This is a genomic window from Cobetia sp. 3AK (assembly GCF_029846335.1).
Taxonomy (GTDB): domain Bacteria; phylum Pseudomonadota; class Gammaproteobacteria; order Pseudomonadales; family Halomonadaceae; genus Cobetia; species Cobetia marina.
The window spans coordinates 342,664-358,390 of sequence record NZ_JARWKR010000003.1 but is presented as its reverse complement, the minus strand read 5'-3'; the positions used below and the strand labels follow the sequence as shown (position 1 = coordinate 358,390).

Sequence of the window (15,727 nt, the reverse complement as noted above, 5' to 3'; positions counted from 1 at the left end):
CGGTCTGGCGTCGAAGGGGTGGTTCGTGACCCCGAATGTTATAAGGTAACGACGATGTACCACGCCTGCCATTCGCTTTTCTTCGTATTCGCCTTTCCGGAGTGTCTGCATGCCCCTTGCTGTTGATCATCGCGATGATGCGCGATCGTTTCCGCGCACCTGGCGTCGTTGCCTGCGCTTGCTGACGGGGGCGTGGGTCGGCATGTTGGCCATCGCGTCGTTGATGGTCAGTCAACCGGCGCTTGCCCATCCGCATGGCTGGGTGGATCTGCGCGTGACCCTGCGCCTGGATGATCAGGGGCGGGCGGTGGCATTGCGTCAGTACTGGTTGCTGGACCCCTTCTATAGCCTGACGCTGCGGCAGGAGCTGGCCGCCCTGCAGGACGATACCAGCATGGAGCAGCGCCTGGATGCGCTGGGCAGCGAGATCCTCGCCAATCTTTCCCAGTTCGATTATTACACCCATGTTCAGCGTGACGGAGCGCCGGTGGCGCTGGGAGAGGCGACACGCCAGACCACCTGGCTCAAGGGGGAGCGCGTCGCCTTTCAGATGGAACTGCCTCTGGCCGAACCCGTGCCGATGGCCGGCCATACGCTCAGTTATCGCATCTATGATCCCACCTATTACATCGAGATCCTGCATGACCCGGATGCGATCGCCGTCCAGGAAGGGCTGGTGATCAAGGGGTTGTCCTCGCAGCAGGTGCCGATGGACTGTACGGCGAAGATCGCCAAGGCAGACCCGGATCCCCAGAAGGTCGCCGAGGCCTCGATGCTGGATATCAATGCCACCGCGCCGATGGATCTTGGCCAGTATTTCGCCGATGTCGGCAGTGTCCATTGTGAGGCGTCTCGATGAGCGATGAGCACAAGGACACCACCGGGCTTGGGGATGTCAAAAGCCTCAAGGGCATGCGTGATGGCCTGCTCAAGCCGGCCTCTTCGCGAGGGCGACGCCTGGCCGGCTGGCTGGCCCTCGGATTCGGATTGATCGTGCTGGGCATGGCCCTGTGGCCGAGCCTGGTACAGGCCTGGGGTGAGGCGCTGGGCTGGATCTTCGCTGAACAGTCGCGTTTTCAGCGCTCGCTCGGGCGCGCCATGAGCGAGCTTGCCGCGCACCCCGGCACCCCCTGGGCGCTGATCGGGCTGTCCTTCACTTACGGAGTGCTGCATGCGGCGGGCCCCGGCCATGGCAAGGTGGTGATCAGTACGCTGCTGGCCAGCCAGCCCATCGCGCGGCGACGTGCGCTATGGCTCTCGCTGCTGGCGGCCTTGCTGCAGGGCGTGAGTGCGCTGGTGCTGGTGGGGCTGGGGGCGGGACTGCTCGACTGGGCCGGGCGTGAGGTGCTCGGGCAGGTCGAGAAGGTCACTCTGCTCAGCCATGTCGGCGTACTGGCGTTGGGCCTGCTGCTGCTGTGGCGTGCCGCGCGTGCGTTGTGGCGGGCACTCAGGGCGCCCGCCACCACTGGCATGGAAGAGAGCGTGACGACACAGGAAGCGCCAGCGATGCAGGGGCTGGCGTTCGAGCCGTCGCATGGTCGCGACCACTCTCACGGCCACGATCATTCACACGGGCATGACTGCGGTTGCGGCCATGCGCATGGCGTGACGGCGGAGCAGGCCAGCGGCGACTGGCGCACCATGGGTATGGCGGTGCTGGCGATCGGCCTGCGGCCGTGTTCCGGCGCGATTCTGGTATTGCTGGCCGCGCTGGCGCTGAATCTGGTCGGCAGCGGGGTACTGGCGGTGCTGGCGATGTCACTGGGCACCGCGCTGACGGTGGGCAGCGTGGCGATGGCCACGCTGCTGATGAAGGCCAGCGGGCGTCTGGCGGCGGGCACGGCGCGCCTGACCGGCAAGCGCGAAGCGGGCGGAGTGCTTCGTCAGTGGCCATGGGCCGCGGTGATCGGGCTGCTCGGCGGGATCGTCATCAGCGTGTTCGGGGCCTTGCTGGTCGCCAGCAGTCTCAAGGCGCTGGACTCTCCCACCGGACGCGGTGCCTCGCCGTTCGGGCGCGCGGCGCAGAGCGCGCCGTCCCCGCTGCGTGCCGCTCCCGCCGCGTCTCTGGTGGCTCCGCGCCCCGCCGTCGAGACACCAGAAGCAGGCACATGACAGGTGCCTGGCGATCCAGCGTCCGGCACTCGGCGTCCGACTGATGTCATGCTGACTGGCTTCCCTTCCCATCACGACAACGGGGCCCGCTGGGCCCCGTTGTCGTTGGCGCCTGAACAGGGCGCTAGAAGGAATAGGTCGGCAGCTCGGCGATCTTCATGCGTAGCGTGTCAATCAGCGTGGTGAGCGCTTCATTGTCATAGGCCTTCGGGCGTCCCACTCCCCAGACCGGCCCGGGCCAGGTGGCATCATCGCTGCTGCGGGCGATCACGTGTACATGCAGCTGTGACACGACATTGCCCAGGGTGCCGATATTGAGCTTTTCGCCGTCACTGAGCTGCATCAACAGCTCGCCGAGCAGGGTGGTCTCGTGCCACAGCTGGTGCTGGGAATGGCTGTCCAGCTCATAGACTTCGCGAATGTCCGCACGGCGTGGCACCAGCATCAACCAGGGATAGCGCGCATCGTTCATGAGGCGCACGCTGCACAATGCCAGATCGGCCACGAAGTGAGTGTCTGCCTCCAGCTGCGGGTGCAGGGTGAAATCATTCATTGTCGTTCCTCGTCGTCGCGGGGCTGGCGCGCCCGAATGGCCTCGGCTGATCTGCCGGTCCGTCTGCCGGCGGGGCCGTCACGGGTGTCCCCAGGCCGGGTGTCTGAATGTCTCCAGTGTGACCAGATCGGCAGAATCCTGCCACTTTTCGGTTTGCGCCATGCCGGCCGGCCGTTGGCGCAATGCCCCCATCGCCAAATACCGCCCCTGCTCGACACTTGCTAGTCTTCACTCAAGGCTGGGCAGTACGACCTGACCTTCGCTGTCCCGTCCGCTATCGCCACGTCTCGCCTATTCCAACAATAAGGGTTCGCCTGCGTTCCGGCAGGCCCGCCAAGGAGTCATTCCATGCAAAAGCGCCAGTTCCTCAAGGCCGGCCTCGGTCTCGCCATCGCTGCCTCTCTGGGTCTCAGTGCCGCAGCCCAGGCGGAAGGCAAGTACATCATGGGTACCGCGACCACCGGCGGTACCTTCTATCCCGTCGGCGTGGCGCTTTCCACGCTGATCAAGGTCAAGCTCGAGCCGACCGCCGGCATCTCGGTGTCCGCGATCTCCTCCGCCGGCTCCGGCGAGAACCTCAAGCTGATGGAAGAGAACCAGGCCCAGTTCGGCATCATCCAGGGCCTCTATGGCGCCTGGGCATGGAATGGCACTCCGCCGGTCAACAAGGCGCACAAGGACCTGCGCAGCATCTCGATGCTGTGGCAGAACGTCGAGCACTTCGTGGCACGCAACGATGAGGTCAAGACCGGCACCATCGAGGACATGACCAACTTCTATGGCAAGAGCTTCTCCATCGGCAAGAAGAACTCCGGCACCGAGGGCTCGGGTCGCTTCATTCTCGAGCAGCTGGGTATCGATGCCGACAAGATGAATCTGGCCTACATGGGCTATGGCCCGAGTGCCGACGCGATGCAGAACGGCAACATCGACGGCATGAACATTCCGGCAGGCGCACCGGCTTCCGCCGTGACGCGTGCCTACGCCAACCTCGGTGACGAGATCACCACGCTGGACTTCACCGAAGAGCAGCTGGCCAAGGTCAATTCCCAGTTCGAGCTGTGGACACCGTATGAAATCGCCGCTGGCACCTATCCGGGCCAGGACAAGGCGATCAACACCATCGCCCAGCCGAACATCCTCGTGGTACGTGATGACGTCTCCGAAGAAGACGTCTACCAGATCACCAAGACCATGTACGAGAACCTGCCGTTCTTGAACAACATCCACCCGGCCACCAAGGCCATGGCACTCGACAAGGCCATCGCTGGTCTGCCGCTGCCGCTGCACCCGGGTGCCGTGCGTTACTTCAAGGAGCAGGGCATCGAGATCCCTGAGCGTCTGATCGCCGACTGACCCACCCCTGAGTCCGCTCCATCGCTGCCCTCATCGCGCGCCCATGGCCGCGGTGAGGGCTGTGCAGTCCAACAAGACAGTGCCGGTCCGGCGTCATGCTGCGCCTTCGTTTCGCAAGGCAGCCTCTGCCAGGCCAAAGCCTGCCCATGCATCACTGATGTCACCGACGTCATTGATGAAGCAAGTCCGCATTTCCTCGCAAGCCCGGGCGCAGGTTGACGCCACACGTCGCCGCCGCGCCATCGCTGTCTGATCCCGTCTTGAGGCACCGCCATGCATGATTCCCGCTCGCCAGAGCCCTCTCGTCCCACTGAAGCCGTGCCGGATGCGCCGGACCTGTCCGGTGTGCGCGATGAATCCGTCGAAGCCGCGCCATGGCGCATGGAACTGCCCTGGCTAGGGCGGGCCGTGTTCGTGATTTCCATCGTCATCTGTCTGGCGCATCTGTACTTCAACACCATCTCGACCCTGTCGGAGCTGTGGGTGAGCGCGTTGCACTTCGGGCTGTTCGGCCTGCTGTGCGCGCTGACCATCCCGATGCTGACGCCGTCCAGTGATGGTGCCAAGCGCTGGGTGTTGGGTGTGGATGTCATGCTGGGGCTGGCGGCACTGGGTTGCGGTCTCTATCTGATCGGCTTCGAGGATGCGCTCTATGATCGTGGGGTCGTGTTCTCCCCCGCGGACTGGGTGGTCTCCATCGTCGCGGTGGGGCTGATTCTCGAGTTCGCGCGGCGCACCACCGGCTGGTTCATCCCGGTGCTGTGTCTGATCGCGCTGACCTATGTGGCCTGGTGGGGCAAGTATGTCGGTGGCGTGTTCAACTTCCCGGGCCTGACCTGGGAGACGGTGCTGTTCAGAAGCTTCATCGGCGGCGAAGGGATGCTGGGCTCCATCGCGCGCATTTCCTGGTCCTACGTGTTCATGTTCATCCTGTTCGGCGCCTTCCTGGTCAAGTCCGGCGCGGGTGACTTCATCATCGATCTGGCGCGCTGCGCGGCGGGTCGCTTCAAGGGTGGCCCGGGCTTCGTGGCCGTGTTCGCCTCCGGCCTGATGGGCTCGGTCTCCGGCTCCAGTGTCGCCAACACCGTCTCCACCGGCGTGATCACGATCCCGCTGATGCGGCGTGCCGGCTTCCCGGCGCGCTTCGCGGCAGGCGTGGAGGCCGCCGCCTCCACCGGTGGCCAGCTGATGCCGCCGGTGATGGGCGCGGGCGCCTTCATCATGGCGTCCTATACCCAGGTGCCGTACCTGACCATCGTCGGCGTGGCCGCCTTGCCGGCGCTGCTCTACTTCCTGTCTGTCGCCATGTTCGTGCGCATCGAGGCCAAACGCTCCGACGCCACGGCGCTGGATGACCCGCAGGGCCCGCGCCTCAAGGACGTGCTCAAGGATGGCTGGCACTATCTGGCACCGCTGTTCGTGCTGGTCGGTGCACTGATCTACGGCTTCACGCCGACCTACGCCGCCGGCATCGCGATCCTGTCCGTCATCGCGGCCTCGTGGCTGTCGAAGAACCCGATGAAGCTCGGCGACATCATCGAGGCGATGCTGGCCGGGGTGCGCAACATGACCACCACGGCGATCCTGCTGATCACCGTCGGGCTGATCGTCAATGTCGTCTCCACCACGGGGATCGGCAACACCTTCTCGCTGATGATCACCGACTGGGCGGGTGGCAGCCTGCTGATCACCATCATCCTGGTTGCGCTTGCGTCCTTGATCCTGGGCATGGGGCTGCCGGTGACGGCGTCCTATATCGTGCTGGGCACGCTGTCCGCCCCGGCGCTCTACAACCTGATCGCGCACTCCCAGCTGGTGGATCTGCTGGCGGCGGGCAACCTGCCGGAGCAGGCCAAGGCCATCTTCATGCTGGCGGCACCTGACAAGCTGGACCTGCTGGGCGCGCCGATGAGCATGGACGCCGCACGTGAACTGCTGGCCCTGGTGCCGGATACCTTCCAGAGCCAGCTGTATGAGCAGGCGCTGTCGCCGCACGTGCTGACCATGGCACTGGTGAGTGCCCACATGATCATCTTCTGGCTGTCCCAGGACTCCAACGTCACGCCGCCGGTCTGCCTGACCGCCTTCGCGGCTGCCGCCATCGCCAAGACACCGCCGATGAAGACAGGCCTGATGGCGTGGAAGATCGCCAAGGGGCTCTACATCGTGCCGCTGCTGTTCGCCTGGAGTCCGCTGATCTCCGGCGACATCGGTGAGATGCTGACGGTCTTCGTGTTCGCGCTGTTCGGGATCTACGCTATCGTGGCGGGCATGGAAGGCTATCTGGAGCACGAACTGCCCTGGTGGCTGCGTCTGGCGATGTTCCCGCTGGGAGCGCTGATGCTGTGGCCGCATGGTCAGCTGACCTATGATATCGCCGGGCTGGCCATCTTCCTGGGCGTGCTGACCTACAGCGTGCGCCAGAGTGGCCGTCAGGAAGCTCTGGCTTCCTGAGTTCCGGCAGGTTCCGGCAGACGTGCCTGAATCCTGCATGACGTGACGCAATGCATCACCCACGATGCCCGGCATCCCTGCCTTCGCGAGGTTCCTGCGAGGAGGGTGTGTCGGGCATCGCGCGCTCTGAATGACGAAGTGCGTGCAGCGTGTCCCCCTTTTACGGCAAGACAAGGAATGTCGGCATGACAAGTGATGTGGCAGGGCTGGCAGGCGGCCTTGATCTGATCAGCGTGATGGCGCTGATCGCGCTGGGTGGCGTGGCCGGCTTCATCAATGTGCTCTCGGCGGGTGGTTCGATGCTGACGCTGCCCTTGTTGATGTTTCTCGGCCTGCCCCCCGCACAGGCCAATGCCACCAACCGCGTGGCGATCGCGTTGCAGAGTGCGACTGCCACCAGCACCTTCCTCAAGGCGGGGGCGCACAACATGGGGGTGGCCTGGCGACTGGCCGTGCCTGCCGTGCTGGGCGCGATGCTGGGGGCCTGGCTGGCGACCCGGATCAGTGCTGAGGCCTTCGAGGGTGTACTGATCGTGGTGATGGTGGTGTGCTCGATCATGATGCTGCTGCCGACGCCGCGCATCGACACCCGTGAGCTGACGCCGGAACGCATCACTCCCATCGTGCTGCTGGCGATGTTCGGCATCGGTCTCTATGGTGGCTTCATTCAGGTGGGCGTCGGCGTGCTGTTCATCGTGGTGCTCTACCGGTTGCTCAAGATCGATCTGACCCAGGTCAACGTCTTCAAGGTCTTCATCGTGTTGATGTATACCCTGCCGGCGCTGGCGGTCTTCGTGTTCGATGGTCAGGTGCGCTGGGCCTATGGCCTGGTACTGGCGGTCGGCAACATGAGCGGCGCCTTCCTCGGTGCGCGGGTCAACATGAGCCCTGCCGGTGCGCGTTGGGTCAAGTGGCTGACGGTGGCGGTGATCTTCCTCATCGTGCTCAAGCTGGTGCTGACCTGATGCTGATTTGAGGCATGACACGGAGTAAGCTCGGGTCATTGCCGACATGGCGCCACCTTCGTGGCGCGGTGTCACCCAACTTTCATGACGACGCCGTGCGGGCAGGGCGTCGCTTCTTTCTCATTGTTCAGGAGTCTTCCCACATGCAGGCCATGGTCATCGAGCAATACGGCGCCCCGGATGTGTTCGTCGAGCGCGAGCTGGACACGCCGACCCCGGCACGAGGTCAGGTGCGCATCAAGGTATCCGCCTCCAGCGTCAATCCCATCGAGACCAAGCTGCGCAGTGGCCTGGTCAAGTCGCACCCCGACTTCCCGGCCATCCTCAATGGCGATGTCGCGGGGGTGATCGACGCCGTGGGCGAGGGCGTGACGGATTTCTCGGTCGGCGATGAAGTGCTGGGCTGCGCCGGTGGCGTGAAGGGCTGGCAGGGCGCACTGGCGGATTACATGATCGCTGACACCCGTGTGATCGTGAAACGCCCGAGTCTGGCGGCGCTGACCCTGGAAGAATGCGCGGCCTTGCCACTGGTGTTCCTGACGGCCTGGACGGCGCTGGTCTCGCGCGGTCAGATCAAGGAAGGCGAGCACGTGCTGATCCACGCCGGTACCGGAGGGGTCGGTCATGTCGCGGTGCAGATCGCCAAGTATCTCGGCGCACATGTCACCACCACCGTGTCCAGCGAGGCCAAGGCCGATCTGGCGCGCCAGCTGGGCGCCGACGAGATCATCAACTATCGCGAGGAAGCGGTCAGTGACTATGTGGCACGCCTGACCTCCGGGCGTGGCTTCGATCTCGTCTTCGACACCGTCGGTGGTGACAATCTGGATCGCTCCATCGAGGCCACGGCGATCTCCGGTCGTCTGTGCTCCATCAACACCCGCTCGACCCACGACCTGACCCAGCTGCACGCCAAGAACCTGTCGCTGCACGTCATCTTCCGCTCGGTGCCGCTGCTGACCGGTATCGGCATGGATGAGCAGCCGGAGCTGCTCAACGCCCTGAGCGAGATGCTGGAGGCCGGGGCGGTTCGCCCGCTGCTGGACGAGCATCAGTTCAGCTTCCGCGATATCGCCAAGGCACATGAATTGATCGAATCCGGCGAGGCACTGGGCAAGATTCTGCTGGTGAATCGCTGAAGATTGGCACTTTCCAGTGTCACGAAGGTCAGAGTGGCAGAGACGATTGATCAGGAATGCATGACATGCGAGTGACTCGCTTGATGATGGCCGCCTTGCTGGTGGCCAGCGTGGCCCTGACGGGCTGCAACACGGTGGCCGGCTTTGGCAAGGATCTTGAACACCTGGGTGGCAAGATCGACAACGCAGCCAGCTGAGCCTGACGGCCTGATCGACACCTTGCGTGCGATCAGGCACTTGAGAGAGGAATACCCATGCGACGCTTCATGATGATGACCGGTACGGCTCTGCTGTTCGGCCTGATGCTGGGAGGCTGCAACACCGTGGAAGGCTTCGGGGAAGATCTTGAGCATCTGGGGGGCTCCATCGAGGAGTCGGCCAGCTGAGCGAGTGAGGTAGCAGCGGATTCAGGCAATGAACGAAACATGAATTTCTCCCTTGAAACCCCGCAGGGTGGCCCAAGGTAATGGGTATCAGCGCAGGCATGACGCGTTGAATGGCAGGATCCATGATATCCATCACCACAAGGAGCATGACCATGTCCCGTACCATTGCACTGCTGTTCGCCTCTTTCTTCACTGTGGCGGCACTCTCCGGCTGCAACACCGTTGACGGTGCCGGCCAGGATGTCGAACACGCAGGTGAAGCCGTTCAGGACGCTGCCCAGTAAGCAGGTCGCCAGACACGCCGCTTCACTGTCAGCACGAGATGTGAGGCATGAGGCGCGATGCAATAGCGGCCCTGCGCCGATGATGACGCCCGGTGATTTCCGCCGGGCGTCGTCGTGTCCGGCCTTCCGTCGTCGCGTGCATCTGCTCTGCGTGCCATTCACTTTCTCTACTCTCCCCCTCGCAAGGACCCCGTCATGGATCATCGGCAGTTGGGCTTTCTGGTCGCGCTGGCCAATGAACGCCATTTCGGACGGGCGGCGCGAGTCTGCCATGTCACCCAGCCGACGCTGTCGGCGCGTCTCAAGCAGCTCGAGGAGGAGCTGGGCACGGCGCTGATACTGCGCGGCCATCGTTTCGAAGGCTTCACGCCGGAGGGGGAGCGGGTGCTGACCCATGCGCGGCGCATCATCGCCGAGCTGGATGAGCTCAAGGGAGATCTGTCACCCGAGGCCGTGCTGACCGGTCGGCTGACGCTGGGTGTCGTGCCGTCCGCGCTGGCGGCGGTGGGGGAATTCCTGCCGCGTCTGCGTGAGGCCTTTCCCCAGCTCTCCCTGCGCATGCGGGAGCTGTCCACCTCTTCGCTGGCTCAGGGGCTGGAGGATGGTGAGCTGGATCTCGCGGTCGGCTATCCGGCGGCCCCCGCCATGAGCGGCTTCGCCTGCCGACCGCTCTATCAGGAGCATTCGGCGCTGATTGCCAGTCAGGCGCATTTCCTGCTGCCCGAGACACCCGCATGGGAGTGTCTGCGGGAGTATCCGCTGGTGCTGCTGACGCCGGAGATGCAGCAGCGGCGCCGGCTCAATCAGCAACTGGCTCAGCTGAACCATCAGCCGTCGCCGTTGCTGGAAGCCAACTCCATCGCGGCGCTGGGCGTGATGCTGGAGGCGGGCCTGGGGGTGAGCGTGCTGGCGGAACACCTTGCCGACTCGCGTCTCGGTACGGGGCTGGTGGCGCGACGCCTGCCCGGGGAGGGCGAGACGGTGGGGCTGCTGTGGCGTAGCGGCCAACAGCATAGCCGTCGGCTGAATGCCGTGCTGGAGCTGTTGCGCTCGCTCCCTCGGTCGGCAGACGTGGACGGATGATGGAGGGGGCAACGCAAGACACCCCGTGAAAACGGGGTGTCTTGATCAGTCTTCAGCCACGCACGAGGTGGGGGTCAGCCCTTGTCGGCGTCCTGGGTCTGCGCCTTGAGCGCGGCCAGACGAGCCGCTTCGCGCTGACGCTGCTTGGCGTCACGACGCGCCTGCATCTGGGCGAGCGCGTCCTTGCCCAGGTGCGCCTCACCCCGTTGCTCGGCGAGACGAATCTGATTCTCGCGCTCGGCAAAGCGTGCCTTCTGGGCATCGCTGAGCTTGTCGTAGCAGCGCGGGCAGCTGACACCCTTCTGGTACTTGTCGCTCTGCTTGTCCGCTTGCGTGATCGGCAGACGGCAGGCGTGACATTGGTCGAACTGACCGGGGCGCAACTTGTGGTCGACGGTGACACGGTCATCGAACACGAAACATTCGCCCTGCCACAGCGTCTCTTCCTGGGGCACCTCTTCCAGATACTTCAGAATGCCGCCCTTGAGGTGATAGACCTCCTCAAACCCCTGCTCCTTCAGATAGGCGGTGGATTTCTCGCAGCGAATGCCTCCGGTGCAGAACATCGCCACCTTGCGGTGCTGCTGCGGGTCGAGCTCACGGGAGACATAGTCCGGGAAATCACGGAAAGCGGCCGTGTTCGGGTTGACGGCACCCTTGAAGGTCCCCACTTCCACTTCATAGTCGTTGCGGGTGTCGATCAGCAGCACGTCAGGGTCGGAGATCAGCGCGTTCCAGTTCTTCGGCTCCACGTAGGTACCGACGGTATGGCGCGGGTCGATCCCTTCCACGCCCATGGTGACGATCTCGCGCTTGAGCTTGACCTTGGCACGCAGGAAGGGGGACTGCTCTGCCAGAGACTGCTTGGTATCCAGTTCCGCCAGGCGCGGGTCTGCCGTCAGCCAGGCCAGCAGGGCATCGATGCCGGCGCGAGAGCCGGAGACGGTGCCATTGATGCCCTCGCGTGCCAGCAGCAGGGTGCCGCGGATGCCATGCTCGTCCATCACTGCCAGCAGCGGTTCGCGCAGCGCCTCGAAGTCCTCGAGGGTGACGAACTTGTAGAGCGCGCAGACGACATGCTGCGGCGCCAGCGGGCTGGGACGAGCGGTGTCGGCAGCCGGTGCGACGGTCGTGGGGGTATCGGTCATGCAGGAGTCCTCATGCGGGCCGGAACGTAAATCCGGAGCAGGATGATCAGAAGGGAAGGCGTGCGACAGCGCGTGAGTGCCGCGTCGTCCAGGCGAGCCTTCGTGGTTCGGCGGCATATTTTACGTGACTCGCGCACGAATTTCCTGCGCGGGATCAAGGGGTCGCCTCATGCTGGCAATTTCATTGATGGTGTCTATCAAGGTACGGGCGAGTTCAATTGGTGAGCGATCGATGATGACGCTATCGTATCGCCATGACGGCTTGCGTACATTCGCGAATCTGCACAGTGATGTCGCGCACAACGGGGTGTCGGAATGAGTGATTCACTCTATCAAGCAGCGACCGAGGGACTGCGTTATCAGGATGCGCGTGAGCGGCCCTTGCGAGAGCTGGATGGGCCCTCCGAGCTACCCGTGAGTCTGGTGCTCAATGAGATCCCGATGGGCACGCTGCTGGCGAGCCCCGAGGCGCTGGAGCCTCTGGCGCTGGGGCACGCCTTCACCGCAGGCTGGATCACGCGGCGTGAGGAGGTCACTGCCATCCATCTCTCGCGGCTGCGCCATGGGCTGGCGGTGCGTCTGGACGTCAGCGAGGCGCTGGCGCGCAAGGCCGAGGGCCATCAGCGGCGCGAGAGCAGCGTGTCCAGCTGTGGCGCCTGTGGTGTGCAGGATGAGGCCGAGCTGATGGCTGGCCTGACACGCCTGCCGCCACGGGCAGCGCTCTCACCTGAGGCGTTGATGCGTGGGCTGGAGCGCCTGGAGCGCGCGACACGGCGCGGCATGCACATGGCGCTGGGGCTGGACGCCGAGGGCGGCCTGATCTCGCAGGGGGCCGATATCGGTCGCCACAATGCGCTGGACCGCGTGATCGGCATGAGTCTCGACAGCGGCGTCTGGCCCGAGGCGCTGCTGGTCTCCAGTCGCTGCAGTCTGGAGCTGGTCCAGAAGACCATCCGTGCCCGCATTCCGACGCTTGCCACCCTTGCCGTGCCTTCACGCCTGGCGGTGGAGACCGCGCGTGCCTGTGATCTCAACCTGATCTGTGCCCATCGCGGGCGTCGACTCGAGCTGCTCAGTGGTCAGGCCGACTGACGGCCCCTGGCGCGTACTCACGCCTGTCTGATCCTTTCCCGCCTTCCCCTTTTGCCTGTGGACCCTGACATGACTGATATTGCCGCCCCCGAGACGCCTGAGCACGCATCGGCTCGCCTGCCACGTGAGGATGAGAGGATGACGCGCCATCCCCGCATCGCTGCCTACTCTGGTCCGGCGGGCGGCTGGGGGGCGCTCAAGAGTGTCGGTCAGCATGTCAGTCACTCCAGGGCGCCATGGAAGAGCGTGCGCTCCCTGCTCAAGGCCAATCAGGACAAGGGCTTTGACTGCCCCGGCTGCGCCTGGGGCGATCCGGAGCACGGCTCCTCCTTCGAATTCTGCGAGAACGGCGCCAAGGCAGTGGCCTGGGAAGTGACCGCCAAGCGTGTCACGCCACGCTTCTTCGCTCAGCACACCGTCACGGAGCTGCTGGGCTGGGACGACTTCATGCTCGAGGATCAGGGCCGCCTGACCGAGCCAATGCGCTATGACGCGGCCAGTGACCGCTATGAGCCGATCAGCTGGGAGGCGGCCTTCGCGATCATCGCCGAGCACCTCGATGCGCTGACGTCACCGGATGAGGCGCTGTTCTATACCTCCGGACGCGCCAGCAACGAGGCGGCCTATCTGTATCAGCTGTTCGTGCGTCTGTTCGGCACCAACAACTTCCCCGACTGCTCCAACATGTGTCATGAGGCCAGTGGCGTCGGCATGAAGGCGAGTCTCGGTGTCGGCAAGGGCACGGTACTGCTGGAGGATTTCGAGCACGCGGATGCCATCTTCGTGTTCGGTCAGAACCCCGGCACCAACCATCCCCGCATGCTGGGGGACCTGCGACGTGCCTCTCGACGTGGGGCGCGCATCGTCAGCTTCAATCCGTTGCGTGAACGGGGGCTGGAGCGCTTCGCCGACCCGCAGTCGCCGCTGGAGATGATGACCCTCTCCAGTCAGCCCATCAGTCATCGTTATTACCAGCCGCGGATGGGGGGGGACATGGCGGCGGTGCGGGGCATGGCCAAGGCACTCTTCGCCATGGAGGCGCGCGGCGAATTCACGCGCGCTGCTTCCTTCATCGAGCGCCATACGCGGGGAGCGACGGCCTGGCAGGACGTGGTCGAGGCGACGGACTGGGCCACGCTCGAGGATCAGTCCGGGCTGACCCGTGCGCAGCTCGAGGAGGCCGCGATGATCTTCGCCGGGGCCGACAACGTCATCTGCACCTGGGCGATGGGCATCACGCAACATCTGCACGCCGTGGACAGCGTGCGGGAGATCGTCAATCTGCTGCTGCTCGGAGGCCATTTCGGGCGTCCCGGTGCCGGTGCCTGCCCCGTTCGCGGACATTCCAATGTCCAGGGAGACCGCACCATGGGCATCGACGAGAAGGCGCCGGCCGCGTTGATCGATGCACTCGAAGCCCGCTATGGCGTGAGCATGCCGCGTGGCCAGGGCTTCAACACCGTGGAGAGTCTGGCGGCGCTGGAACAGGGCAGGGCGAAGACCTTCATCGCGCTGGGCGGCAACTTCACGCGCGCCACGCCGGACAGCGAGCGCACCGAGGCGGCCATGCGCAACCTCAAGCTCAACGTCCAGATCAGCACCAAGCTCAACCGCAGTCATCTGGTGATCGGCAAGACGACGCAAGCGCTGATTGTGCCGTGTCTGGGGCGCAGCGAGATCGATCGCTCCGCACAGGTGGCCTCCCAGCACATCAGCGTCGAGGACTCGATGTCGATGGTGCACTCAAGCGCTGGCATCAAGGCGCCGGCCAGTGACGAGCTGCGCTCGGAACCCGGCATCATCGCGGGTATCGCGCGCGCCACGCTTGCCCGGGTGCTGCCACGGCGCGGCGTGAGTGACCCGGTCAACTGGGAGGCGCTGAGCGAGAACTATGACCTCATCCGTGACGAGATCGCGGCGGTGATTCCCGGTTTTGCCGATTTCAATGCCCGTCTGGCCCAAAAGCGCGGTTTCCATCTCGCCAACCCGGTGCGTGAGCTGCGCTTCCCCACCACCAGTGGTCAGGCGGAGTTCTCGGCGGCGGCGCTGCCGGGGTCCGTGCTGCATCAGCAGCTCGCGCGCCGGGAAGGCTGGTTGACCCTGCAGACCATGCGTAGCCATGATCAGTACAACACCACCGTCTATGGCTACAACGACCGCTATCGTGGCGTGTCGGGTCAGCGTCGAGTGGTCTTCATCAATGCGCAGGACCTTGCCCGCCTGGGGCTGGCCGATGGTGACTGGGTCGACATGGTCGGTGAGCCGCGCCCGGATGGCAGTGAGCGGCGTGCGCCTCAGTTCAAGCTGGTGGAATACGATATCCCGGCCGGTTGCATCGGTGCCTATTATCCGGAAACCAATGTGCTGGTCGCATTGGAAAGCCATGGCAGCGATACCGGCACACCTGCCTCCAAGGCGGTCCCCGTGCGGCTGGAGCGCAGTTCACGCATCGCCTGACGGTGCGAGGCGCCAGCAGCAGGATGCAAGCATCACCACATTGCCGCGTGGCGAGGAGACTCGTCGCGCGGCAGTCGTGTGTCTAGAATATTCCCGTACGCCGAGCCCGCTTCGCTCGGCACACGTCCTTTCCCGTCTTCAGTGCCGGCTCATCCATCGTTCAAGAGAGTGATCCATGCAATATCTGCACACCATGCTGCGTATCCGTGATGTCGACGCTTCACTGCATTTCTTCCGTGACCTGCTCGGCATGGTCGAGATCTCGCGCAAGGATTCCGAGAAGGGCCGCTTCACGCTGATCTTCCTGGCAGCCCCGCAGGATGCCGAACGTGCCCGTGAGATGCAGGCGCCGATGCTGGAACTGACCCATAACTGGGACCCGGAAGACTATGAAGGCGGGCGCAACTTCGGCCATCTGGCCTATCGTGTCGAGGACATCTACGCCACCTGTCAGCATCTGATGGACAATGGCGTGACCCTCAATCGCCCACCGCGTGACGGCCACATGGCGTTCGTGAAGAGCCCGGATGGCATCTCGCTGGAGTTGCTGCAGGCCGGCGAACCCCTTGCGCCGCAGGAACCGTGGGTCTCGATGGCCAATACCGGCAGCTGGTAACGCTCACGCCGGGGTCGCGATGCCCGACAGCGCTCAGGCGCGGGCAAGCGTCGCACAATGGTGACGCAATGTCGGTGCGGGG

General features: G+C 64.4%; 15 protein-coding genes. 13 read left to right on the top strand and 2 right to left on the bottom strand.

Translation table 11 applies throughout. From position 1 onward, the window contains the following. Positions 1 to 109 precede the first annotated feature (109 nt). Positions 110 to 859 (top strand): DUF1007 family protein, encoded by a 750-nt coding sequence (locus QD228_RS06300; protein WP_279874807.1) that lies wholly within the window; start codon positions 110 to 112, stop codon positions 857 to 859. Continuing rightward, positions 856 to 2,112, top strand: a complete 1,257-nt coding sequence (locus QD228_RS06295; protein ID WP_084209434.1) for a hypothetical protein — start codon at positions 856 to 858, stop codon at positions 2,110 to 2,112. Before QD228_RS06300 ends, QD228_RS06295 begins: the two co-directional genes overlap by 4 nt. 124 nt (positions 2,113 to 2,236) lie before the next feature. Here QD228_RS06295 and QD228_RS06290 read toward each other — a convergent pair whose 3' ends face one another. Further along, positions 2,237 to 2,665 carry an HIT family protein gene (locus tag QD228_RS06290; protein ID WP_077378676.1) on the bottom strand — a complete coding sequence of 143 codons (429 nt, stop codon included), beginning with the start codon at positions 2,663 to 2,665 and terminating at the stop codon, positions 2,237 to 2,239. Positions 2,666 to 3,013: 348 nt separating this feature from the next. Here QD228_RS06290 and QD228_RS06285 point away from each other — a divergent pair, with 348 nt between their 5' ends. The 8 genes from QD228_RS06285 (at position 3,014) to QD228_RS06250 (ending at position 10,332) form a co-directional block, all read left to right on the top strand. Next, positions 3,014 to 4,021, top strand: a complete 1,008-nt coding sequence (locus QD228_RS06285) for a TAXI family TRAP transporter solute-binding subunit (RefSeq protein WP_077378679.1) — start codon at positions 3,014 to 3,016, stop codon at positions 4,019 to 4,021. Positions 4,022 to 4,402: 381 nt separating this feature from the next. Then, on the top strand, positions 4,403 to 6,475 hold the full coding sequence (locus tag QD228_RS06280; RefSeq protein WP_205632796.1) for a TRAP transporter permease: 2,073 nt from the start codon (positions 4,403 to 4,405) through the stop codon (positions 6,473 to 6,475). A 185-nt stretch (positions 6,476 to 6,660) separates the two neighbouring features. After that, positions 6,661 to 7,440, top strand: a complete 780-nt coding sequence (locus tag QD228_RS06275) for a TSUP family transporter (protein WP_279874805.1) — start codon at positions 6,661 to 6,663, stop codon at positions 7,438 to 7,440. 143 nt (positions 7,441 to 7,583) lie between these two features. Then, complete coding sequence (locus QD228_RS06270; RefSeq protein ID WP_084209433.1) at positions 7,584 to 8,579, top strand: zinc-dependent alcohol dehydrogenase family protein; 996 nt, start codon at positions 7,584 to 7,586, stop codon at positions 8,577 to 8,579. Between the two features lie 65 nt (positions 8,580 to 8,644). Beyond that, complete coding sequence (locus tag QD228_RS06265) at positions 8,645 to 8,776, top strand: entericidin A/B family lipoprotein (RefSeq protein WP_077378691.1); 132 nt, start codon at positions 8,645 to 8,647, stop codon at positions 8,774 to 8,776. 57 nt (positions 8,777 to 8,833) lie between these two features. Next, on the top strand, positions 8,834 to 8,965 hold the full coding sequence (locus QD228_RS06260) for an entericidin A/B family lipoprotein (protein WP_077378694.1): 132 nt from the start codon (positions 8,834 to 8,836) through the stop codon (positions 8,963 to 8,965). 152 nt (positions 8,966 to 9,117) lie between these two features. Further along, positions 9,118 to 9,249: an entericidin A/B family lipoprotein gene (locus tag QD228_RS06255; RefSeq protein WP_077378697.1), complete on the top strand. Its 132-nt coding sequence runs from the start codon at positions 9,118 to 9,120 to the stop codon at positions 9,247 to 9,249. A gap of 195 nt (positions 9,250 to 9,444) precedes the next feature. Continuing rightward, complete coding sequence (locus tag QD228_RS06250) at positions 9,445 to 10,332, top strand: LysR family transcriptional regulator (RefSeq protein WP_077378700.1); 888 nt, start codon at positions 9,445 to 9,447, stop codon at positions 10,330 to 10,332. Between the two features lie 74 nt (positions 10,333 to 10,406). On the opposite strand, the gene QD228_RS06245 is transcribed toward QD228_RS06250, so the two are convergent. Then, positions 10,407 to 11,480, bottom strand: a complete 1,074-nt coding sequence (locus QD228_RS06245) for a rhodanese-related sulfurtransferase (RefSeq protein WP_279874803.1) — start codon at positions 11,478 to 11,480, stop codon at positions 10,407 to 10,409. A 315-nt stretch (positions 11,481 to 11,795) separates the two neighbouring features. Between QD228_RS06245 and QD228_RS06240 the strand changes: the two genes are divergently transcribed. The 3 genes from QD228_RS06240 to QD228_RS06230 all read left to right on the top strand — a co-directional run bounded on the left by QD228_RS06240 (position 11,796) and on the right by QD228_RS06230 (position 15,645). Next, positions 11,796 to 12,572 carry a formate dehydrogenase accessory sulfurtransferase FdhD gene (locus tag QD228_RS06240; RefSeq protein ID WP_279874801.1) on the top strand — a complete coding sequence of 259 codons (777 nt, stop codon included), beginning with the start codon at positions 11,796 to 11,798 and terminating at the stop codon, positions 12,570 to 12,572. A 138-nt stretch (positions 12,573 to 12,710) separates the two neighbouring features. Continuing rightward, positions 12,711 to 15,029 carry an FdhF/YdeP family oxidoreductase gene (locus tag QD228_RS06235; protein WP_279874843.1) on the top strand — a complete coding sequence of 773 codons (2,319 nt, stop codon included), beginning with the start codon at positions 12,711 to 12,713 and terminating at the stop codon, positions 15,027 to 15,029. A 175-nt stretch (positions 15,030 to 15,204) separates the two neighbouring features. After that, positions 15,205 to 15,645, top strand: coding sequence for a VOC family protein (locus QD228_RS06230; protein ID WP_084209428.1), 441 nt, complete (start codon positions 15,205 to 15,207; stop codon positions 15,643 to 15,645). Positions 15,646 to 15,727: the final 82 nt, after the last annotated feature.

Coding starts and splice junctions, on each gene's coding strand:
- QD228_RS06240 (WP_279874801.1), top strand. CDS start 11,796: ATGAGTGATTCACTCTATCAAGCAGCGACCGAGGGACTGCGTTATCAG.
- QD228_RS06285 (WP_077378679.1), top strand. CDS start 3,014: ATGCAAAAGCGCCAGTTCCTCAAGGCCGGCCTCGGTCTCGCCATCGCT.
- QD228_RS06270 (WP_084209433.1), top strand. CDS start 7,584: ATGCAGGCCATGGTCATCGAGCAATACGGCGCCCCGGATGTGTTCGTC.
- QD228_RS06295 (WP_084209434.1), top strand. CDS start 856: ATGAGCGATGAGCACAAGGACACCACCGGGCTTGGGGATGTCAAAAGC.
- QD228_RS06280 (WP_205632796.1), top strand. CDS start 4,403: ATGGAACTGCCCTGGCTAGGGCGGGCCGTGTTCGTGATTTCCATCGTC.
- QD228_RS06245 (WP_279874803.1), bottom strand. CDS start 11,480: ATGACCGATACCCCCACGACCGTCGCACCGGCTGCCGACACCGCTCGT.
- QD228_RS06260 (WP_077378694.1), top strand. CDS start 8,834: ATGCGACGCTTCATGATGATGACCGGTACGGCTCTGCTGTTCGGCCTG.
- QD228_RS06290 (WP_077378676.1), bottom strand. CDS start 2,665: ATGAATGATTTCACCCTGCACCCGCAGCTGGAGGCAGACACTCACTTC.
- QD228_RS06230 (WP_084209428.1), top strand. CDS start 15,205: ATGCAATATCTGCACACCATGCTGCGTATCCGTGATGTCGACGCTTCA.
- QD228_RS06255 (WP_077378697.1), top strand. CDS start 9,118: ATGTCCCGTACCATTGCACTGCTGTTCGCCTCTTTCTTCACTGTGGCG.
- QD228_RS06235 (WP_279874843.1), top strand. CDS start 12,711: ATGACGCGCCATCCCCGCATCGCTGCCTACTCTGGTCCGGCGGGCGGC.
- QD228_RS06300 (WP_279874807.1), top strand. CDS start 110: ATGCCCCTTGCTGTTGATCATCGCGATGATGCGCGATCGTTTCCGCGC.
- QD228_RS06275 (WP_279874805.1), top strand. CDS start 6,661: ATGACAAGTGATGTGGCAGGGCTGGCAGGCGGCCTTGATCTGATCAGC.
- QD228_RS06250 (WP_077378700.1), top strand. CDS start 9,445: ATGGATCATCGGCAGTTGGGCTTTCTGGTCGCGCTGGCCAATGAACGC.
- QD228_RS06265 (WP_077378691.1), top strand. CDS start 8,645: ATGCGAGTGACTCGCTTGATGATGGCCGCCTTGCTGGTGGCCAGCGTG.